The 19191-nt window shown below is 59.5% G+C and carries 20 protein-coding genes; 15 read left to right on the top strand and 5 right to left on the bottom strand.

The annotated features are described in order from the left end of the window. The first annotated feature begins 87 nt into the window (after positions 1–87). The 4 genes from NW807_RS05780 to NW807_RS05765 all read left to right on the top strand — a co-directional run bounded on the left by NW807_RS05780 (position 88) and on the right by NW807_RS05765 (position 3246). A complete protein-coding gene (locus NW807_RS05780) occupies positions 88–846 on the top strand; it encodes a sirohydrochlorin chelatase (RefSeq protein WP_414425532.1) in 759 nt (252 codons plus the stop codon). 66 nt (positions 847–912) lie between these two features. Next, entirely contained in the window at positions 913–1677 is a 765-nt protein-coding gene (gene cobA, locus NW807_RS05775; RefSeq protein ID WP_414425531.1) for a uroporphyrinogen-III C-methyltransferase, read from the top strand. Beyond that, the gene (locus tag NW807_RS05770; protein ID WP_414425530.1) at positions 1674–2462 is read left to right on the top strand and encodes an ABC transporter permease; all 789 of its coding nucleotides are present in this window, start codon (positions 1674–1676) and stop codon (positions 2460–2462) included. The genes cobA and NW807_RS05770 overlap by 4 nt, the downstream gene beginning before the upstream one ends. Before the next feature lie 85 nt (positions 2463–2547). Then, positions 2548–3246, top strand: a complete 699-nt coding sequence (locus NW807_RS05765; RefSeq protein ID WP_414395381.1) for a response regulator transcription factor — start codon at positions 2548–2550, stop codon at positions 3244–3246. Here NW807_RS05765 and NW807_RS05760 read toward each other — a convergent pair. Then, the gene (locus NW807_RS05760) at positions 3226–3489 is read right to left on the bottom strand and encodes a sulfiredoxin (protein ID WP_414395378.1); all 264 of its coding nucleotides are present in this window, start codon (positions 3487–3489) and stop codon (positions 3226–3228) included. The genes NW807_RS05765 and NW807_RS05760 overlap by 21 nt on opposite strands. Before the next feature lie 212 nt (positions 3490–3701). Between NW807_RS05760 and NW807_RS05755 the strand changes: the two genes are divergently transcribed. From NW807_RS05755 to NW807_RS05730, 6 genes are all read left to right on the top strand, one after another. Continuing rightward, positions 3702–4043, top strand: a complete 342-nt coding sequence (locus NW807_RS05755) for a hypothetical protein (protein WP_414425529.1) — start codon at positions 3702–3704, stop codon at positions 4041–4043. A gap of 17 nt (positions 4044–4060) precedes the next feature. Next, complete coding sequence (locus NW807_RS05750; RefSeq protein WP_414405100.1) at positions 4061–4543, top strand: ABA4-like family protein; 483 nt, start codon at positions 4061–4063, stop codon at positions 4541–4543. Positions 4544–4650: 107 nt separating this feature from the next. Then, positions 4651–5421 (top strand): hypothetical protein, encoded by a 771-nt coding sequence (locus tag NW807_RS05745; protein WP_414425528.1) that lies wholly within the window; start codon positions 4651–4653, stop codon positions 5419–5421. 66 nt (positions 5422–5487) lie between these two features. Further along, positions 5488–5910, top strand: coding sequence for an archease (locus tag NW807_RS05740; RefSeq protein ID WP_414425527.1), 423 nt, complete (start codon positions 5488–5490; stop codon positions 5908–5910). Between the two features lie 13 nt (positions 5911–5923). Further along, on the top strand, positions 5924–7354 hold the full coding sequence (locus tag NW807_RS05735; RefSeq protein ID WP_414425526.1) for an RtcB family protein: 1431 nt from the start codon (positions 5924–5926) through the stop codon (positions 7352–7354). A gap of 204 nt (positions 7355–7558) precedes the next feature. Then, positions 7559–8188: a biotin transporter BioY gene (locus NW807_RS05730; RefSeq protein ID WP_414425525.1), complete on the top strand. Its 630-nt coding sequence runs from the start codon at positions 7559–7561 to the stop codon at positions 8186–8188. A 208-nt stretch (positions 8189–8396) separates the two neighbouring features. On the opposite strand, the gene gshB is transcribed toward NW807_RS05730, so the two are convergent. After that, a complete protein-coding gene (gene gshB, locus NW807_RS05725) occupies positions 8397–9344 on the bottom strand; it encodes a glutathione synthase (protein ID WP_414425524.1) in 948 nt (315 codons plus the stop codon). A 173-nt stretch (positions 9345–9517) separates the two neighbouring features. On the opposite strand from gshB, the gene NW807_RS05720 reads away from it, so the two are divergent. Continuing rightward, the gene (locus tag NW807_RS05720) at positions 9518–10246 is read left to right on the top strand and encodes a pentapeptide repeat-containing protein (protein WP_414425523.1); all 729 of its coding nucleotides are present in this window, start codon (positions 9518–9520) and stop codon (positions 10244–10246) included. A 67-nt stretch (positions 10247–10313) separates the two neighbouring features. On the opposite strand, the gene rpmB is transcribed toward NW807_RS05720, so the two are convergent. Both rpmB and NW807_RS05710 read right to left on the bottom strand, forming a co-directional pair. Then, on the bottom strand, positions 10314–10550 hold the full coding sequence (rpmB, locus tag NW807_RS05715) for a 50S ribosomal protein L28 (protein WP_414395357.1): 237 nt from the start codon (positions 10548–10550) through the stop codon (positions 10314–10316). Between the two features lie 23 nt (positions 10551–10573). Continuing rightward, entirely contained in the window at positions 10574–10930 is a 357-nt protein-coding gene (locus tag NW807_RS05710) for a hypothetical protein (RefSeq protein ID WP_414405094.1), read from the bottom strand. Between the two features lie 179 nt (positions 10931–11109). Here NW807_RS05710 and NW807_RS05705 point away from each other — a divergent pair, with 179 nt between their 5' ends. The 4 genes from NW807_RS05705 (at position 11110) to cobN (ending at position 16474) form a co-directional block, all read left to right on the top strand. Then, positions 11110–12216, top strand: a complete 1107-nt coding sequence (locus NW807_RS05705) for a dockerin type I domain-containing protein (protein WP_414425522.1) — start codon at positions 11110–11112, stop codon at positions 12214–12216. A gap of 400 nt (positions 12217–12616) precedes the next feature. Beyond that, on the top strand, positions 12617–13768 hold the full coding sequence (locus NW807_RS05700; protein WP_414425521.1) for an SBBP repeat-containing protein: 1152 nt from the start codon (positions 12617–12619) through the stop codon (positions 13766–13768). Between the two features lie 39 nt (positions 13769–13807). After that, the gene (locus tag NW807_RS05695) at positions 13808–14218 is read left to right on the top strand and encodes an SBBP repeat-containing protein (protein WP_414425520.1); all 411 of its coding nucleotides are present in this window, start codon (positions 13808–13810) and stop codon (positions 14216–14218) included. A 51-nt stretch (positions 14219–14269) separates the two neighbouring features. Then, on the top strand, positions 14270–16474 hold the full coding sequence (gene cobN, locus NW807_RS05690) for a cobaltochelatase subunit CobN (protein WP_414425519.1): 2205 nt from the start codon (positions 14270–14272) through the stop codon (positions 16472–16474). A gap of 1 nt (position 16475) precedes the next feature. Here cobN and NW807_RS05685 read toward each other — a convergent pair whose 3' ends face one another. After that, complete coding sequence (locus NW807_RS05685) at positions 16476–19187, bottom strand: valine--tRNA ligase (RefSeq protein WP_414425549.1); 2712 nt, start codon at positions 19185–19187, stop codon at positions 16476–16478. Positions 19188–19191: the final 4 nt, after the last annotated feature.

The following is a 19191-nucleotide window of genomic DNA, read 5'->3' as shown; positions in this document are numbered from 1 at the left end:
TCTCAAATCATACGTCCAGATCTGGCGCGAAACCTTGCCAGTAGGGAGCAAAATGGAACAAGTGCGTCTGGATCCCTAAGCTCTGTCATGTCTTCACCTCCCCTGGTGTTTTTGGTCTGTCACGGCAGCCGGGATCCGGAATACCAGCAGGCGGCAGCGGACTTGCTGGCGAGGGTGCGGCAGCAGCTAGCTCCTCAAGTGGTGGAGCTGGTTCAGTTGGAAGGCAAGTCCCTGGGCCTGGCGGAGCAGATTCACAGGTACTTGGCGGCTCGGCTGCCCAGGTGCGACAACCCAGTGGTGTTGGTATCGCTCTTCATGGGGAGGGGAGCCCATGTGGAGGAGGATCTGCCAGCGGTGCTGGAGGAGCTTCGGGCTCGCTGGCCCTGCCTAAAGCTGCTGTTGACACCGCCGATTGGCCAGCATCCAGCCCTGCTTGATCTGGTGGCAGCGCGCGTAGCAGCGGCGCAGCAGTTGGGGGAGTTGATCCACGCCTGGATCCTGTTCGGCCATGGCAGCCGTCTGCCGGGGTTTGCCGCCCAGCTGCAAGCTGAGATCCAAGCTTTAAAACAGCACCTGCTTGGGATCCCGATTCACCTGGCTTTTGCCGCCCAGCCTCCTACGCTAGAGACCACCGTCGTTCACTGCTTGCGCCTTAGCCAGTACCGCCTGCGGGTGCTGCCCTTTTTCCTCTTCCCGGGCAGCTTGCTGCGCTCCTTACAAGACCAGGTTCAGCGGTTGCGGCGGCAGTGGCCCTTGTTGCAGCTTGAGCTGGAGCCACCCCTCTGGCGGGATCCTCAACTGCTGCAGGCCATTGTTGAGACGGTGCGGACGGCCTGTTCTCGCTAGATGGGCTGGTCAAAGCCGTCTTGCTTAAGCAAGATGGATCTTTCCAAGAGGCTGTTGGGAGACAGGATGGGCAAAGTGTATCTGGTGGGGGCAGGGCCCGGAGATCCAGGACTGCTGACGGTTAAGGGCAAGACCCTGCTTGCCCATGCGGATGTAGTCATCTACGATGCCCTGGTGGGATCCCCCATCCTGGATCTGATCCCCCCCACAGCAGAGCGCATCTATGCTGGCAAACAGCGGGGGGCTCACACCTTGCCCCAGGAGCAGATCACGGCCCTGCTGATTGAGAAAGCGCAGACACGAGCTGTGGTGGTGCGGCTCAAGGGCGGGGATCCCTTCATCTTCGGCCGGGGGGGCGAGGAGATGCTGGCCCTAGTCCAGGCGGGGATCCCCGTGGAAGTGGTGCCCGGGGTTACTGCAGGCATTGCCGCCAGCGCCTATGCCGGGATCCCTCTCACCCATCGGGAGTTCAGCTCCTCAGTTGCCTTTGTTACCGGCCATGAGGCGGCAGGGAAATACCGCCCCCGAGTCAACTGGCGCGCCTTGGCAGGAGCGGTGGAAACGCTGGTGATCTACATGGGCATCCACAACCTCCGTCATATTGCCGCTGAACTGTTGGCTGGAGGGAAAGCTCCCGATACGCCGGTGGCCTTGATTCGCTGGGGTACCACCCCAGAGCAGGAGGTTCACCTGCTGCGTTTGGACAGCCTGGTTGTGCAGCCGCCGCCGGTGTTGCCCCCGGCCATTGTGGTTGTCGGAGCGGTAGTTACTCTTGCCAACTTCTTGCCTGCCTTGCGTCCACTAGATCCCTTGCCAGCAGGGTCTTCATGAAGGCTTTTTTGCGCAAACTGGCTGCCCTCTGCTCCGCCTACTACGCCTATATGCTGGAGTACCGGGCGGAACTCCTTTTGTGGGCGCTGGCTGGATCTCTGCCTCTGATCATGATGGGGCTCTGGAGCGAGGCTGCTCGCGCAGGGAACTTCTCGCTCTCTTCCCTGGAGTTCATCCGCTATTTCCTAGCGGTGTTCCTGGTGCGCCAGTTTAGCATCATCTGGGTCATCTGGGACTTTGAGCAGGAGGTGGTCGAGGGCAAGTTGTCTCCCCGCCTACTACAGCCTCTGGATCCCGCCTGGCGCCACGTGGCCAGCCACCTGATGGAACGCCTCGCCCGCCTCCCCTTTACTGTGGCTTTAATTGCCCTCTTTTTCCTACTCTATCCCCGCGCTTTTTGGATCCCCTCTTGGCAACAAGTGGCGCTGGGATCCTTGGCTATTCTCTTGGCTTTTGCCCTGCGTTTTCTTATGCAGTACACGCTGGCGCTGCTGGCCTTTTGGGTAGAGAGGATATCAGCCCTGGAGCAATTTCACTTTTTGGTGTACTTGTTCCTCTCGGGGGTGATCGCCCCCTTAGAAGTGTTTCCGCCAGCGGTGCGCCAGGTCTTAGGCTGGACGCCCTTTCCCTACTTGGTGCATTTTCCCGCCAGTCTCTGGGTAGGGCTCCCCCAGGACATCCTGCGCGGCTTTGCCATGGGCCTGGCCTGGCTGGGGCTATTTTGGCTGGTCAACCGTTGGCTCTGGTGGAAGGGTCTGCAGCGCTACTCGGGAATGGGGGCTTAAGAACTGCCTTGAGCCGCCGCAGCTATTATCATGGGCTAGGGATCTCCAGCTTGGCTGCCAGTCTTCGGCTCCCCCTCAGGTCATCATGAAGCGCGTCCTAGTCGTAGATGACGATCCCATTTCCCTCAAGGTTCTGAGCCGCCATCTCAGCCAGCATGGCTATCGGGTTCGCACAGCCACTTCCGGCAGAGAAGGATTGCGCCTGTTTGCTGAAGAGCAGCCGGATGTGGTGGTCTCAGATGTGGTGATGCCGGAAATGAATGGTTTCGAGTTCTGCCGGCAGCTACGCCAACAGCGAGGCGGCGAGCTTGTTCCTTTTATCTTTCTCTCTTCCCGTGGCGAACTGGGCGACCGCATTCAGGGGTATGAGTGGGGAGCCGACGACTACATCATCAAGCCCTTTGAGCCCCTGGAATTGGTGGCCAAGATTGAGGCGCAGATTGAACGATCCCGCCGCACGCAATTGGAAATCCTCCGTCTCATCCGGCAGCAGAACTCCGCTAAGGCTGATGTTGCCCCTCGCCCCCGCTTGGAGGAGCTCAACCTAACCCCTGCCGAAGAGCGGGTGTTCCGGGAGGTTATCCAGGGCTACACCAACAAGCAGATTGGCGAAAGGCTATGCATTAGCCCGCGCACTGTCCAGACCCACTTGACCAATATTCTCAGCAAGCTTTCTCTGGAAAACCGCTCCCAGCTGGTGCGCTTTGCCTATGAGCAGGGCTACGTTTCTCGAGAGGAAGGAGGCAACAAAAGGATCCCTCCCTCAGGCCAAATGAAGTCTTAAAACAGCAGGCGTGGCCCTACGCACTCGACACGGGATCCGATCCCTGCCCAGGCGGACAAAGGCCTCGTAGCGGTGGCAGCCCGAGAAGCTGTAGTACTTTCCCTCCACCTCTAAAACCTCAATTGGCTCCTGCAGGCCTATTTCCTGGATGGAAGCCATCAGCGCCTGCACCTTCCCCGGATCCGTCTGCCGCGGCAGCGGACGGCGAATCTGAGCCAGGGGAATCTCGCGAATCTCCACCATGGTGGGTCTCTTCTCAGTTCGGCTTCTTCATCATACTCGTTATGAGTTTATCTTGTCAGCCCCTGGCGGAGGGATAGACTCTGAGAGCAAGGCATGGCAGGATAGCACCAGCCTGGACTTATGAGTTGCGCTGAAAGCCAAGCCATATGTGGCAACTCCTCAAAGTTCTGTGGGGAAAGGTTGCGGGTCAACTTCCCTCTGCCCCATCCAAGATGCCGGCAGATCCGCTTGGCAAAGTGCCGGTTCAGCAGCCTTCTCCCCAGAAGGCCCCTGCTGCGGAGACTACCCCCAAGCCCACCTGGGAAGCTGCTGCCCCCAAGGTCATGGCAGCCCAGCGGGTTGAGGAACCCGGGGAGTTGCTGAGATCCCCCGACGCGGAGGCAGGAGAATCCGGCATCGGCCCAGCTCAACCTACCTCCACGGCCAAAAGCATCAGCAATCTCTGGGCCATGGGCGATAGCGGATCCCGGATTTCCCGCATTGCTGCTGCCAGCGACAATAGCCTTGCTGTCAGCTCTATTGCCAGAGCTGCTGGGCCGATAATAGACAGGTAATGCTGGGGGTTCCAAGCATGCTGGAGATAGTCTTTAACGCAGCCAACTGGTTTGCGCTACCTTTCTGGGCCCTGATGATCCTGTTGCCGGGTTGGAAAGTAACCCGCAGGGTGATGGAATCGCTCTTGCCCATTGCCCTTTTGGCAGCAGTCTATCTCTACCTTCTGCTTAGCGGGTTTAGCGCAGCGACTCTTAGAGAGTTTTTCAATCCCCAGCTATCTCTGGGCAATCTAACAGCTCTATTCAGCCAGCCCTCGGTGATGGCGACGGGGTGGGTTCACTACATCGTCATGGATTTGTTTGTAGGACGATGGATCTTCCTGGAGGGGTGGGAAAAGCGGGTTTGGACAACCCATTCCCTGCTGCTGTGCTTGTTTGCCGGGCCAGTGGGCTTGCTCTCCCATTTGCTTACGGTGGCAGTTGTCCAGGCACGCCGGCAAAACCAGGCGCAAGGAAGGACTCAAGAGACAGGAGTGCCGCAAGAGTTGGCTAACCCCTAGGGATAGGCTCCATCGAAAGGGATCCAGGCTCGCATAGCAGGAGGAAGTCCTAAGAGGCTAGGATCAGGGGTAGGAGCCCTCGGCCTTGAGGCCAGAGGAACTGTTTGATGAGGAGTGGAGGCATAGCTTGGTTTTTGCGTCCTCAGCGGTGGCTGTGGAGCGGCCTTGGAGCAGCAGCCCTTGTGGCCCTCACGGCTGGGGCTGGTTGGGCACGGCTTTTGTTGGAAGTGCGCATGACCATGGGCCTGCCCATTAGCCCTAACTACTGGTACATGGTGGCCCTTAGCCGAGCTGGTAGCCCTGGCCCCACCGCCAACCTGGTAGATCCCAATGTCCGGGTTGGGCCCAACGAGTACACCTTTGTGCGCGACTGGGACTACCTGATTCGGGTTACCCCCCTCAACGAGGAGGCCGTTTTGCAAGCTACCATCCAGCGCTTTGGTGAGCAGGAGCGAGAGTTTGCCGTTGGCTTTAACCAAGTGCGGGTGGAGCGCGTTAACCGAGACCGCGACACCCTTAGGTTTCGGATTGACCTTTCGGAGCTCCAAGGTCTGGACGGGCAAAACCAGGATATCCAGGTGGCTTTGCTCACTGCCCGCGCTCCTTTTCGCGTGGCTCCTGAAGAGACCAATCTGGCCATTGATGCCACCCGCGGCGAACTGCCCAACTACTATCGCCTTAGTCTCTCCAACCAGCGGCAGGTGGTTGTCGACAATCCCCAGCGCCAAGAGACCATGCGCCGCAGCCGTGAGTTACTCCAGCAAAGTGGATCTGGAAGCGGCCTCACCCGCGAGCTCATTGAGGGAGGAGCCCTGGAGATTTTGGCTGCCAACATCCTCACCTTTGAGCTACGCCTTCTTTCCTCCTCCAGTTTCTAGAGAGAAACTTTAATCTATCCAGGTGGCCTCTGGCTTTGGCCTGAGAATGAGAGCAGGGGGACTGCCGTGGTGCAGGCAAGATGGGAGCACTTTGAACACATGGCCGACATTGGTGTGCGCGGCTATGGGGCAACGCCGGAGGAAGCCTTTGCCCAGGCAGCTTTGGCCCTGACTGCGGTGGTCACTAGCGTGGATGAAGTAGCTCCCAGAGAACACCTAGAGATCGAGCTAGGAAATGCAGGCGATCTGGAACTGTTGTTGGTGGATTTCCTGAACGCAGTGATCTACGAGATGGCCGTCAGAGGCATGCTCTTTGGAAAAGTCGAAGTGCACCTGGCAAAAGAGCATCTCAAGGCCAGCCTGTGGGGGGAAAGAGTTGACCCTGCCAGACACCGACCGGCGGTAGAAGTTAAGGGGGCAACTTACACGGAACTCAAGGTAGCCCGAGAGGGTGAGCTTTGGGTGGCCCAGTGCGTGGTGGACGTGTAAGGGGAGGCAACCTATGGATATCAAGAAACTCGAGCGTGTAGATGAGACAGTCTGGCGCATTCCTCCAAAAGGCAGAATGCGTGTCCCGGTCTTGATCTTTGCCGACGAGGAGTTAATCCGGGAAATGGACGACAAAGTGGCCGAGCAGGCCAGCAACGTGACCACCTTGCCAGGGATCGTTGGAGCCTGCTACGTGATGCCAGACGCCCACTGGGGTTATGGCTTTCCCATCGGTGGGGTGGCGGCCTTTGATGCGGAAGCAGGGGGGGTGATTTCCGCCGGCGGCGTGGGATTTGACATCTCCTGCGGCGTGAGAACCTTGCGAACCGGGCTAAAGCGCGAGGAAGTGGAGGAGATGGCAGAGCCCCTAGCCAATGCCCTGTACGCGAGCGTACCGGTAGGGCTCGGCAGCCGCAGCAAGATCTCGTTGAGCGACAAAGAGATGGAAGCTATGCTCGAAGGCGGAGCAGAATGGGCTGTTGCTCAGGGCTACGGCAAGAAAGAGGATCTGGAGCGCATCGAAGAACATGGCCGCATGCGCGGAGCAATGCCGAGCGAAGTCTCCGCCTACGCCCGTGAGCGCCAGCGGCGCGAGATGGGAACCCTCGGTTCGGGTAACCACTACCTCGAAGTCCAAGTTGTGGACGAGATCTACGATCCCGAGATTGCCAAAGGCTTTGGCCTTAAGTCGGGGGAAGTGGTGATTACTATCCACTGCGGCTCCCGTGGCTTGGGTCACCAGATCGGCACTGAGTACTTGAAGAAGATGCAACAGGCGGCTAAAGAACACGGCATAGAGCTACCTGATCGCGAGCTGGCCTGTGCGCCCTTGAAGTCCAAAGTGGGGCAAAGCTACCTGGGAGCGATGCGGGCGGCAACCAACTGCGCTTTGGCTAACCGCCAGATCATCACCCACTGGGTGCGCGAGGTGTTCGCTGAGCTTTTCCCCAAAGCTGAACTCGACCTTATTTACGACGTCTCCCACAACACCTGTAAGGAGGAAACCCACGAGATAGAGGGGAAAAAGCGCCGCCTGTTCGTTCACCGCAAAGGGGCAACGCGCGCTTTTGGGCCTGGCCACCCAGAGCTTCCTCAAGCTTTTCGCTCTATCGGTCAGCCCGTCATCATCGGTGGCTCCATGGGCACGGCTTCCTACATTCTGGTCGGCACCGCGCAAGGGGAGGCCCTTTCCCTCTCCTCAGCCTGCCACGGCGCTGGGAGGGCGATGAGTCGCAACCAGGCCCTCAAAGCCTGGACAGGGCAGGAGATTATCGAACAACTGAGACGGCGCGGCGTCATCGTGCGCAGTCCCTCTTTGCGGGGGGTAGCTGAAGAAGCGCCCCAGGCCTACAAAAACGTCGACAAAGTGGTGCGCGCTGCCGATCAAGCCAAGATTGCGAAACTTGTAGCGCGCTTAAAGCCAATTCTGTGTATCAAAGGCTAGCTATTTGCTGAAAGGGGAAGCTATTTTTAGGGGCTTAATGCCCTTTTTTTGTTGCTTCCAAGTGATGCTTTGCCGCGTTTGTGAGTTATTCCCCAAGCTGTGCTTGCCCAAGCGCGAATGCCTTAGGAAAGGGTTAGTGTGTACTTGCCCTCTTCTTTGCATTTCCCTATACTGACCTTTAGGTCTCGACACTCCAGGTGCTCTATGACTGCGAGTTACCTACCCTTGGCCCAGACTTTTCTGCCCCGTTCTTCTCGCATTCGCGATCTGCTGCTGGTGGTGGGAGGGAGTCTATTCGTAGCAGCTCTGGCGCAGGTGAGGATCCCTCTGCCTTTTACACCGGTGCCCATCACTGGACAAACCTTTGGGGTAATGCTGGTGGGAGCAGGCTTTGGGGCCAGGCTGGGCTTTCTCGCCTTGCTGCTGTACCTGCTGGAGGGGCTCTTGGGATTGCCCTTCTTCAGCGGCGGCGGCTCTGGGCTCAGCCACCTAGCGGGGGCAACAGGAGGCTACCTGCTGGCTTTTCCCTTGGCTGCAGGGCTGATGGGCTGGTTTGTGGAGCGCTGGGGGGTAGATCGCAGTCCCTGGAAGATGGCCGCGGCAATGCTCTCCTGCTCGGCTTTGATCTACGCTCTGGGAGCTACCTGGCTGGGGGTGTGGCTGAACGAGAATGTTGGACCTACCTCCGCCTTGGCGGTGCTCAGCAAGGGGGTGTTTCCCTTCATTCCCGGGGATTTACTGAAGTGTGCGCTGGCCGCAGCCCTGCTGCCCACTACTTGGCGCTGGCTAGGGCGGGGGAAGTCGGCAGCCGATCCCGAGTCATCCTCCCCCTAGGAGCAGAATCTAAAAAAAAGGTGATGTTTGCTGGGACCGAGTTTTTTTTCTGGGATCCTAGTACTTGATCAAAGCGGTGTTCAAAGCCACCCATTAATGGAGCGCGTCTTTATATTGCTCTAGAGCTTTGTAGGTCGCTGGCCGGTCGCGACATGCCCCCCTTGGGGGCCCTTTTTATTGGCCCTACAACGTTGAAGGGCACGCTAGCTTAGGTTTTAACAGGTACCTTTTTCTCCAGCCACTCGGCCACTTGGTTAGCCAGATCAACTCCCTGCAACTGACTGATCTCCCGCAACATGGTTGGGCTAGTAACGTTAACCTCCGTCAGCCGCTCGCCAATCACGTCAATGCCTACAAAATAGAGTTTCTCCTGGCGCAGTACTGGCGCCAAGGCTGCGCAGAGAGCCCGTTCCTTTTCGGTAATCTCAGTTTTCTCCACCCGACCCCCAGCAGCCACATTGCCCCGGAAATCTCCCTCGCTGGGGACGCGGTTGACTGCACCTAAAGGTTCTCCCTCCAGCAACAAAATGCGCTTATCTCCCGCTGCTGCCTGGGGCAGATACTCTTGCACCATCACGGGCAGCTGGCCAAATTGAGTGCTCAGCTCGATGAGGGAATTGAGGTTGGGATCCCCGGCAGTGAGCCGTAGGATCCCTTCTCCCCCTTTGCCGCCCAGAGGCTTAAGCACTGCCTGCCCCACCTGCTCGACAAATTGGCGGAGCAAGGCCTTATTGCTGCTAACACAGGTGCGCGGGATCCACTCCTTAAATTGCAGGGCGTAGAGCTTTTCGTTGGCCGAGCGGATGCCAGCGGGATGGTTGAGCACTAGGGTACGGCTGGGAGGGAGGTGATCCAAGAGGTAGGTGGCGTAGAGATAGGCCGTATCCACCGGCGGATCCTTGCGCATCCATACCGCCTGCATATGACTCAAGGGCACCAGGCGCCGTTCTTTGACCTCATACCAGGGATCCGCCTTTAGATCCAGCACGATTTCGGATACCGACCCCCACGTTTCCCCTTGATCCCAGTAGAGATCGCCCAATTCCAGACAGAAAACGCGGTGTCCTCGTCGCTGGAGCGCCTCCATCAGGGCAATGCTGGTGTCGTGGTTTACCTGCAACTGGGACAGCGGATCGACGATAAAGGCTACCTGCATGGGTGGTTAGGGTTCGCAAACAAAAGGCTGCCCCGAGTATGCAATAAATCTGAGCGAATTCAGCAGGGCTGGCTTTATTAACATCCTCTTAACCTCAGCAAGCGGCGCAAACGCTAGCTTGGTAATTAGCCCTCCGTCCTCAGCTAGGTTAGTTGGTGAGGAACGTCCCACCCGTGAATGCTCCTTCTTCTCAACCCTTGGAGCCGGTTCGCATTGAAACTACGCGGGATCTGCTGGAAGCCCTGCGGCAGGGACGTTCCCTTGTGGGTGCCAACCTCGAAGGCGCTTACCTTTCGCGGGGCCTGTTCGACCGCATTCGGATGCCTAAGGCCAACTTGACGCGGGCCAACCTGCGCTCGCTCAGCATGCAGCAGGCGGATCTGCGGCTGTGCAACTTTCGCCGCACCGAGATGGAGCGGGCCAATTTTGCCGCCTCAGATCTGCGGGGCTCCAGCTTTAGCCAGGCTCTGGGGGACTATAGCAACTTCACCGCTGCCAAGCTGGACAAAAGTAGCTTTCAGGAGGGCCATTTCAGCCACTCCATCTTTCGCGAGGCCAGCTTGGTGGCTGCCAACCTAACGGGAGGCAACTTTTTTGCCGCTGACTTTCGCCAAGCCAACCTATTTCGCTGCAACCTCTCGCAGGCAGTCCTAGCTTGTTGTCAGTTGCAACAGGCTAACTTCGACCAAGCCCTCTTGGTGGGAGCCAACCTGCAAGAAGCCCAAATCGAAGGGGCCAGCTTTGTCGGCGCCGACTTTACCGACGCCAAGCTCTCCGAGGAAATGCGCAAGTTCTTGATTGAGCACGCCAGCGGCACCAACGAGCTGACTCAGCGGGACACTCTCACCACGCTGCTGGCAGGGCTAAGACCTAAGTCGCGCAAGCTGTTTGGGCTGCTGTAGGCTGTTGCCGGTACAAATCCTAGGTCGGCCTAGGGGCCTAGTTCTGTAGAGGTCGGAATCCCAAGCCTTAAAATTGGTTGAGGTCGATGCCAGCCTCGCGGGCCATAGCTCCTAGCCCTTTGGTCTTAAGGGTTTTCAGGGCCTTGGTGGAGACACGCAGACGAACGAACCGCTTACCTTCTTCCCACCAGATGCGCTTCCACTGCAGGTTTACTTCCTGCAAGCGCTTGGTGCGTCGGTGAGAGTGGGAGATGGCAAAGGCGTTGTTGCGCTTTTTGTTGGTCAGTTGGCAGCGACGTGCCATAGGAGGCAAGCAACTCAGCGCCGCTATTGTATAGCGCCTTTCCGCTGGGCAGCAAGTTGGGCTTGCAACTGGGCTAGCTCTGCCCTCAATTGGGCAAAGGTTTGTTGGCAGTGGTTGACGCTTCTCAAGGGCAGCTCTTCGTTTTTGGCAATGCAAGTTATCTGAACAGGCCCGTCGGGGCCTTGGCCGGTGCGATCCACCAACACTTCCACGGTTACCAGCTTGGTGTAGGGGTTTTTTCCGGGGGGCTCGCCAGCCACCCAGTAGTCAGGACTGTGGTGGAGGATGGTGAGCTGGCAACGCTCCAAAAGGGCGCGGATGGCTTCGCTCAACTGCTCGGCCGAGCCCGTAAGCTGGGCAGTGCAAGAATATCGAGCCATAGGACAGCAAGTCACCACGGCTATCTTACCATCAAGTTTTTGGCTCCTGCAGCCAAAGGCAAGCAAAATTGGGCTCGAGAGTACTCTGCTCCGGCTCTGCCAGTTCTAACTGGGAGAAAATGAACTGGGCTAAAAAAACATAAGGAGCCCCTTCCAGAGCTCTCGCCGGGGAAGTTGCGATGTCTAGGATTTCCCCTCTAGCCCCTTCTCTCTTGCTGCTGGGATCCCTTGCTCTAGCTTGGATAGGCGTGGCTTCTGCCCAAGCGCGGCCTTTTCAACCGGGCGATCTGGATGGGGATGGCCGTTTGACGGTGCAGGATCGTAACCTGTTGGGGGCCTATTTGCGGGGGGAGCAGGGGTTGACCGACAACCAGATCCTGGCTGCCGATGTCGATCAGGACGGGCGGATTACGGAAGCCGATTGGCAGGTTCTGCAGCAGCGCCTTCAGACAGCTACGGAAGCTCCCACCGGACAGGTGCAGTTGGATTCTGCCTACTCTGGGCAGGTGGTGGACCGCCTCACAGGGCAGCCCTTGGCTGGGGTGGAGGTAGCCATCCCAGGGGCAGGGATTGCAGTGCGCACCGATGCCCAGGGGCGGTTTCGCCTGCCAGGGCCGCTGCCGGCAGAAGAGATTTTGGTGGCGCGGCTGGAGAACTATTTGCCCTATTCCCAGAGCACAGGCAACGGACAGATCGGCCGGGATCGACCTCTGCAGTTGCAGTTGGAGCGCTGGGATCCCAACACTACGCTGGTGCTGGAGGCCAATGTCATTCGCCTCGGCGATAACCGGTATTCGCCCGAGTCGGCGGCTGCCAGCCAGTTTCTAGGGCCTGCCCAAGCGGTAGAGATGACCCGCTCCTTCACCTTGGAACGCCTGCCGCCTCGCCCACCGGTTTTGCGGATTGGATCCCTGATTGGGTTGGATACTGCCGCTGCCTATCGGGCTGGTCAATCCCGGATCCCTAGCGCCAACATGTCCCCTCTACAAGTCCTTCTGAATGGGGTGGAAGTTGAGCAAGTTCAGCTAGGAGGAGACGACCTGCGCATCCCCCTGCCGCTGCAGCACTTGCGCCTAGGTTCAAACACCGTAACGCTGCGCACTGGCAAAACTTGGGTTCAGACAGGCGGGATCGTCAGCGGCCCCCGTGTCAGTATCCCTCTTTTTGGTGGATCCCTGCAAATTCTACTGCCGCTAGGAGGTAACCCCCTCAGCCAGCAGGGTGGAGCGTGGGTGGATTACGACGATGTGCAGTTAGCCAACGTCACGATTGAGCTCCGCAACTAACCTAACTTGCGCTGGCTAGGGATCCTGGCCAAAGCCCTTCCGAAAGGGCAGATGGCCTGCTGTTACCTCTGCCCCAGCACCTACGGAGAGGATTCCCAACATTTGCGGGTGCGTTATGTCAGCGTCGAAGGGGATGCTTCGAGGACGTGTCTGCAGGTCGCAAGCTCATTCGCCACAGCTTCATCCGCCCCGCCCGCCCATCGAACGTGAAACCCACCCTTGGGCCGTGACCGTACGGCGGCATCCGGAGTTCACCTGCCCCAGCTTGCCCAGACAGGCCACGGCTGTTGCGGGGAGAGAGGCGGATAGCTACCCTATCGAGAGGACAGGTTCCTTTGCCGACGGCCAGCCTGGGCCTATGGACAGGAAGCAAGCGCTGAGTAGGGTAGTTCTCTCTGGTGTGGCTCTTGCCAGCTCAGCGCTTCTAGCTGCCTGTGGCCGAGATCCTGGCCCTTGGCTCCACCAGTTTGGCACCCCTTCCTCCGACGAGGCGCGCGCCCTTGCTGAGGACGGGCAGGGGAATGTCTGGGTGGCAGGGATCACCGAAGGAAGCCTTCCCGGCCAAAGTTCTGCGGGGGGCAGTGACGTTTTCTTGCGCAAGTACAACGCCCAGGGCCGAGAGCTCTGGACGCGGCAGTTTGGTACCCCTGCTTCGGACGAGGTTGTTGCCCTGGCAGTGGACAGGAGGGGGAATGCCTGGGTGGCAGGGATGACCCACGGTGCCTTCCCTGGCTACAGCAATGCCGGCGAAGAAGACATCTTCCTGCGCAAGTACGATCCCCAAGGCAGAGAGCTCTGGACGCAGCAGTTGGGTAGCGCTGGGCCTGACCAAGTCGTTGCCATCGCTGTGGATGGCAAGAGCAACGTCTGGGTTGCAGGAACAGGGGCAGGCAAGAGCTTTGTGCGCCAGTACAACGCCGACGGCAAGCCGCTTTGGGTCCGCGAGTTGGGAGCCCACCAGCAGGTCGCTGCCCTGGCTGCCGATGGGGCAGGAAACCTCTGGATAGCCGGATTCGTCCACGACCGCGCAAGAGCCGGTGGCTTTGTCTGCAAGCACGATCCCAGTGGCAACCAGGTTTGGATGCGCCAGTTTTCCCACCGAGGAGGCGACGGCGCTCTTTCCGTGGCCGTGGGAGGGGAGGGGAAGGTTTGGGTGGCAGGCTACGCCCAGGGCAAGAATCCGTCCAAGGCCTATGAGGTCTTCGCCCATCAGTACGATCTGTACGGCAACGAGCTCTGGAGCCGCCAATTTGCAGGTGGGCAAGGGGAGCGCGTCCTAGCCATTGCTGTGGATGGGAGTGGAAGGATTTGGGTAGCAGGCCACACGCAGGGGTCTTCCTCGAGGCGCAGCGACGCCTTTGTCCGACTTTACGAGACCAACGGCGGCGAGCTCTGGCGCCATCAGTTTGGCAGCGCCGACTTCGACTGGATCCAGGCCATTGCTGTAGGCCAAGAGGGCAACCTCGTGGTGGCAGGCGTAACCTGGGGATCCCTTGCCGACCAGTCCCATGCTGGGATGAAGGATGTCTTTGTGCGCAAGTACGGTCGTTAGTCCGGGGTCATTTTCCTGGAGCAGGATCCGGCTCCCCTTGTGGTTCTTTCGGCAGCCGATACAGATCTCACAGCTAAACAGGTGTCAGTTGCAGAAAGCTACGCCGTGCTAGGCTCTAGGCGTGCGGCTTTGGTTGCAAGGGGAGAACTTGAGAGAGAAAAAAGGGTGTCTAGGATAGCTCTTTTAGGAGCCTTAACTTCTTTTGCTGGTTCAACTTTCTGGGGAGCCTGCAGTTTCTTTCCAATCGATTTAGGTTTAGCCAGCCGTTCAACCGATTTGGGTTCAACCGAGTGGATCCGCCAGTTCGGAACCCCTGCGGATGAGGGGGCTGAGTCTGTTGCTGTCGATGGGCAGGGGAACGTTTGGGTAGCGGGATACACTGAGGGAGCCCTTCCCGGCCAGTCGAGCGCTGGCGGTCAAGATGCCTTTGTGCTCAAGTACAGTCGCTAGTCAGGACGTACCTTGAGAAAGGTTTCATGAGGGTCACCTAGCGCCAGGGTCATGCACCGAATAGCAGCTTTACCCGGAGGATGGGATCCCACCCAGTCCGGGGTTATTTTTCTGGAGCAGGATCCGGCTCCCCTTGTGGTTCTTTCGGCAGCCGATACGGATCTCACCGCTTTGAGCGCAGCTCTTTCGCTCTTGCCCCAAGACTTCCCGGAGGTGCGGGCTGCCAATCTCTTGCACTTGCAGCAGCCCCTGAGCATCGACGACTACGCCGAGAAGGTATTGCAGCAAGCTCAAGTTATCCTCATTCGCCTGCTGGGGGGAAGGGCCTACTGGAGCTACGGCCTAGAGGTGGCCAAACAGGTGGCAGCCGACGCGGGATCCACCCTAATCGTCATTCCCGGCGATGACCGCCCTGATTGGGATCTGGTGAGCCATTCCACTGTGCCTCTAGGGGTGGCGGATCGGGTGTGGCGGTACTGGCTGGAGGGGGGAGCGGAGAATGTGGCGGCCTGTCTGCTGTTTCTAGCCAGGGAATTTTTGGGGCGCCAATATCCCGTGCCGGATCCTCAAGTGTTGCCTCGCCTGGGGGTCTACCACCCTCCTGTCGCTCTGCCGGCCCCTTCCCCAGCTCCCAAGGTGGGGATTTTGCTCTACCGGGCCCATGTTTTAGCGGGAAACACCCAGCCCATCGATGCTTTGGCCAGAGCCCTGCTGGAGCGAGGGTTGCAGCCCTTTTGCCTTTACACCTATAGCCTTCAAGATCCGGACTTGCCTCAAGCCCTTCGGGATCACTTTGGCGGCCAGATTGAGGTGTTGCTCAATACCACCAGTTTTTCGCTAGCGCGCTTGGACAGCCAGCAGCCCGATGTGAAACTATGGCAGGAGTTGGATGTCCCCGTTTTGCAGGTCATCCTCAGCAGTGGACCCCGGCAGAGCTGGCAGGACTCGACGCGGGGCTTGGGGCCGAGGGATCTGGCCATGAATGTGGCTTTGCCCGAGGTGGATGGGCGCATTATTAGCCGCGCCATTTCCTTTAAAGCCGTTCAACAGCGGGATCCCCGCTTGCAAACGGAAGTCGTGGCCTATGAGGCGGTGCCGGATCGGGTGGAGTTTGTAGCCGATCTAGCAGCCAACTGGGTAAAACTGCGGCGCACTCCCCCTCCCCAGCGGCGACTGGCTTTGGTTTTGGCCAACTACCCTAGCCGGGATGGACGCCTGGCCAATGGAGTTGGGTTGGATACGCCAGCTAGCTGTGTCGAGATCCTCAAGGCCCTGAAAGACAACGGCTACCAAGTGGGCCCCCTGCCCCAGAGCGGCGATGAGTTGATTGGCTGGCTAACCCAAAGCCAGACCTATGACCCGCTGGGATCCCTGCGGCCGGCTCGGCAATGCCTTTCCGCTGACCTTTACCGCGAGTGGTTTGCCCGCTTGCCGGAGCCCATCCAAACCGACCTCGTCCGGCAATGGGGGGATCCGCCCTCTCAGGATATTCCCGTGGTGGGACTGCAGCTAGGGCACGTTTTTGTCGGCATCCAGCCGCCGCGGGGCTACGACCGGGATCCTTCTTTGAACTACCACGCCCCAGATCTGGTGCCCCCGCATGAGTACCTAGCCTTTTACCTGTGGCTGCGGCAGGTCTTTGGCGTGCAGGCGGTGGTGCATGTGGGCAAGCACGGCAACTTAGAATGGCTGCCCGGCAAGGGATCCGCCCTTTCCTCTACCTGCTACCCGGAGATTGCCCTGGGGCCCCTGCCCCACTTTTACCCTTTTATCGTCAACGATCCAGGGGAAGGATCCCAGGCCAAGCGGCGAGCCCAAGCCGTGATTATCGACCACCTCACCCCGCCCCTCACCCGCGCCGAGCTGTACGGCCCCTTGGCGGAGTTGGAACGGCTAATGGATGAGTACGTGCAGGCCCAACAGTTGGATCCCAGCCGCTGCCCCCTCATTCGCGCCCAGATTGAGGAGCTGGTCCGCTCAGAGCACCTGGATCCTCTGTTCAATCTGGAAAAAGAGGAAGATTGGAACCGCCTGGATGGCTATCTCTGCGAGCTCAAAGAATCCCAAATCCGGGACGGGCTGCACATCTTTGGCCGCATGCCCAGCGGCGAGCAACTGGTAGATCTTCTGGTGTCCCTAGCCCGCTACCCCGGCCATGGACAGCTGGGCCTCACCCAAGCCATTGCCCGCGACTGGGGATGGGACTGGGATCCCTTGACCGCCGACCTGACGGATCCCTGGCCGGACAAGCCATAGCCTAGCCCAGCTTCTCCAAGCGGGCCTGCAAGAGCTGCATCTGGGCCTCCAGCTCCGCCAGTTGCTTGCGGCTAGCCTGCACCACTTCGGGGTTGGCGCGGCTCAAGAAGTTGGGGTTTTCCAGGCGAGTGCGGATCCCTTGGGCTTCTTTTTCCAGTTTGGCTAGGTCTTTCTGCAGCTTGGCCCGCAGCGCCTCCACGTCCACCAGCCCTGCCAGGGGCACCAGCACCTGCACCGTGCCCACCACGGCCGCCGCCACCTGCCTGGGCTCCGTGGCCAGGGATCCTGCAATCTCCAGCGACTCAACCTTGGCCAGCTCGCGGATATAGGCCTGGGCGGCGGTGAGAATCCGCTGCTCTTCAGGATCCTCGGTAACCAGCAGGGCAGTGATGGTCTGATGGGGCTTGAGGCCAGCTTCCGCTCGCAGGTTGCGCAGGCTGGTGATGACTTGGGTGACCAAGCCAAACTCCCGCTCCAGTTGGGGGTTAACCCAGCTAGGGTCAGGGGTGGGATAGGGCTGCACCGAGATGGAAGTAGTCTGGTTAGCCTGGGTAAGCAGTTGCCAGACTTCTTCGGTGACGTGGGGCATCCAGGGGTGGAGCAGCCGGAGGATGGTCTCTAGCACCTTGGCCAACACCTGCTGCACCGTGCGCTTGGAAGCGAGGTCTTCTCCCCGCAGCCGAGGTTTAGCCAGCTCGATGTACCAGTCACAAAAGTCGTCCCAAATTAGGGAATACAGAAGCCGCGCCCCCTCGCCCAGGCCGTAGGCTTCCAGCTCCTCGATCACTTGGGTGGCTGTGGAGTGCAGCCGGGAGAGGATCCAGCGATCGGCCAGCTCCAGCGCTTCCGGGGCAGGGGATCCCAGTTGGGCGGGGGTCTGTCCCTCCAAGTTCATCAACACAAAGCGGGAGGCGTTCCAGATCTTGTTGGCAAAGTTGCGGGCTGCCTCCACGCTGGCGCTCTCGCCGGTTTTGCGGTCGTAAGCCAAGCGGATATCCTGCCCAGCCCCCACCACTTCCCTGACCAGAGCGTAGCGCAGGGCATCGGTGCCGTACTTGTCCAAGAGCTCGATGGGATCGATGCCGTTGCCCTTGGACTTGGACATCTTCGCCCCGTGCTCGTCCCGCACCAGGCCGTTGATGTAGACATCTTTGAAGGGGATCTGGCCGGTAAACTGCACCCCCATCATGGCCATGCGGGCCACCCAGAAAAAGATGATGTCGAAGCCCGTCGACATCAGGGAGGTGGGGTAGTAGCGCTTGAAGTCCTCTGTCTCGTCTGGCCAGCCCAGCGTGGAAAAGGGCCACAGAGCCGAGCTAAACCAGGTGTCCAAAACATCGGGATCCCGCTCCAGCCGCTCAACTTCTGGACCAAACTTCTCCCGCGCCTTGGTCCAGGCTTCCTCCTCATTGCGGGCCACCACAAAAACCTGGGGATCCTCAGGGAGCTGGCCGTTGATGACCGGATACCAGGCTGGGATCTGGTGCCCCCACCACAGTTGTCGCGAGATGCACCAGGGGCGCAGCTTCTCCAGCCAGCCCGTGTAAACCTTGGTCCAGCGCTCCGGAATAAAGCGGGGGTTGTGGTGTTCCCGCTCCTCCTGCAAGCAACGAGCGGCCATCCCCGAGACATCGCAAAACCACTGGATGGAGAGCAAAGGCTCAATGGGCACACCCCCCCGGTCGCTATAGGGCACGGTGTGGGTGTACTCTTCCACCTTCTCCAGCAGGCCGTGCTCGGCAAACCACTGCACCACCTTCTCGCGGGCCACAAAGCGATCCAGGCCAGTGAAGGGATCCCCGTTCTCGTTGAGGGTGCCGTCCTTGTTGAGGATGTTGATCAAGGGCAACTGGTGGCGCTGGCCCATCTCAAAGTCGTTGGGGTCGTGGGCTGGGGTAACCTTGACGCATCCAGACCCAAAGGTGGGATCCACATACTCGTCGGCAATGATGGGGATAAGGCGATCCTTGATGGGCAGCCGAATGAACTGGCCGATGAGATGGCGGTAGCGCTCGTCTTGGGGGTTGACCGCCACGGCTGTATCCCCCAGCATTGTCTCAGGGCGGGTGGTGGCCACCACCAGGTACTGGCTGGGGTCGGCGGCCAAGGGGTAGCGGAAATGCCAGAGGTGGCCCTTGACCTCTTTGTTGTCCACCTCGATGTCGGAGACCGCCGACTGGGTGGCCGGACACCAGTTGACCAGATACTCGCCCCGATAGATGAGCCCTGCTTCGTAGAGGCGGACAAAGGCTTCTGTAACGGCTCGGCTCAGCCCCTCATCGAGAGTAAAGCGATCCCGTGTCCAGTCCAGCGACAAGCCCAGCCGCCGCAGTTGGCTTTTGATGGTGCCCTGCGACTCCTCCTTCCAAGCCCAGGCCCGCTCTAGAAAAGCCTCGCGGCCCAGGTCAAAGCGGCTCTTGCCCTCCTGGCGCAGTTGGTTTTCCAGAATGGTGTGCACGGCAATGCTGGCATGATCCGTGCCCGGCAGCCAGAGGACGTTGTAGCCGCGCATGCGCTTGTAGCGCACCACCACATCTGGCAGGGTAAAGGCAAAGGCATGGCCCATGTGCAGGCTGCCCGTAACATTGGGCGGGGGCAGCACCATGCTGAAGGCTTCCCCCGGCGCCTTGGGATCCGCCACGTAAAACCCCTTTTCCTCCCAAAAGCGCTGCCACTTGGGCTCGGTCTCAAAGGGGTTGTACTGGCTGGGCAGGTTG

This window comes from Synechococcus sp. R70.1 (assembly GCF_047461675.1).
In the GTDB taxonomy this organism is placed as follows: domain Bacteria; phylum Cyanobacteriota; class Cyanobacteriia; order Thermostichales; family Thermostichaceae; genus Thermostichus.
Note: the sequence above shows the minus strand (reverse complement) of the source record. Positions and strands in the feature narration are given on the sequence as shown.

Excerpts from the sequence above, each read along its gene's own strand:
- NW807_RS05780 (WP_414425532.1), top strand. The coding sequence starts at position 88 with ATGTCTTCACCTCCCCTGGTGTTTTTGGTCTGTCACGGCAGCCGGGAT.
- cobA (WP_414425531.1), top strand. The coding sequence starts at position 913 with ATGGGCAAAGTGTATCTGGTGGGGGCAGGGCCCGGAGATCCAGGACTG.
- NW807_RS05770 (WP_414425530.1), top strand. The coding sequence starts at position 1,674 with ATGAAGGCTTTTTTGCGCAAACTGGCTGCCCTCTGCTCCGCCTACTAC.
- NW807_RS05765 (WP_414395381.1), top strand. The coding sequence starts at position 2,548 with ATGAAGCGCGTCCTAGTCGTAGATGACGATCCCATTTCCCTCAAGGTT.
- NW807_RS05760 (WP_414395378.1), bottom strand. The coding sequence starts at position 3,489 with ATGGTGGAGATTCGCGAGATTCCCCTGGCTCAGATTCGCCGTCCGCTG.
- NW807_RS05755 (WP_414425529.1), top strand. The coding sequence starts at position 3,702 with ATGCCGGCAGATCCGCTTGGCAAAGTGCCGGTTCAGCAGCCTTCTCCC.
- NW807_RS05750 (WP_414405100.1), top strand. The coding sequence starts at position 4,061 with ATGCTGGAGATAGTCTTTAACGCAGCCAACTGGTTTGCGCTACCTTTC.
- NW807_RS05745 (WP_414425528.1), top strand. The coding sequence starts at position 4,651 with ATGAGGAGTGGAGGCATAGCTTGGTTTTTGCGTCCTCAGCGGTGGCTG.
- NW807_RS05735 (WP_414425526.1), top strand. The coding sequence starts at position 5,924 with ATGGATATCAAGAAACTCGAGCGTGTAGATGAGACAGTCTGGCGCATT.
- NW807_RS05730 (WP_414425525.1), top strand. The coding sequence starts at position 7,559 with ATGACTGCGAGTTACCTACCCTTGGCCCAGACTTTTCTGCCCCGTTCT.
- gshB (WP_414425524.1), bottom strand. The coding sequence starts at position 9,344 with ATGCAGGTAGCCTTTATCGTCGATCCGCTGTCCCAGTTGCAGGTAAAC.
- rpmB (WP_414395357.1), bottom strand. The coding sequence starts at position 10,550 with ATGGCACGTCGCTGCCAACTGACCAACAAAAAGCGCAACAACGCCTTT.
- NW807_RS05710 (WP_414405094.1), bottom strand. The coding sequence starts at position 10,930 with ATGGCTCGATATTCTTGCACTGCCCAGCTTACGGGCTCGGCCGAGCAG.
- NW807_RS05705 (WP_414425522.1), top strand. The coding sequence starts at position 11,110 with ATGTCTAGGATTTCCCCTCTAGCCCCTTCTCTCTTGCTGCTGGGATCC.
- cobN (WP_414425519.1), top strand. The coding sequence starts at position 14,270 with ATGCACCGAATAGCAGCTTTACCCGGAGGATGGGATCCCACCCAGTCC.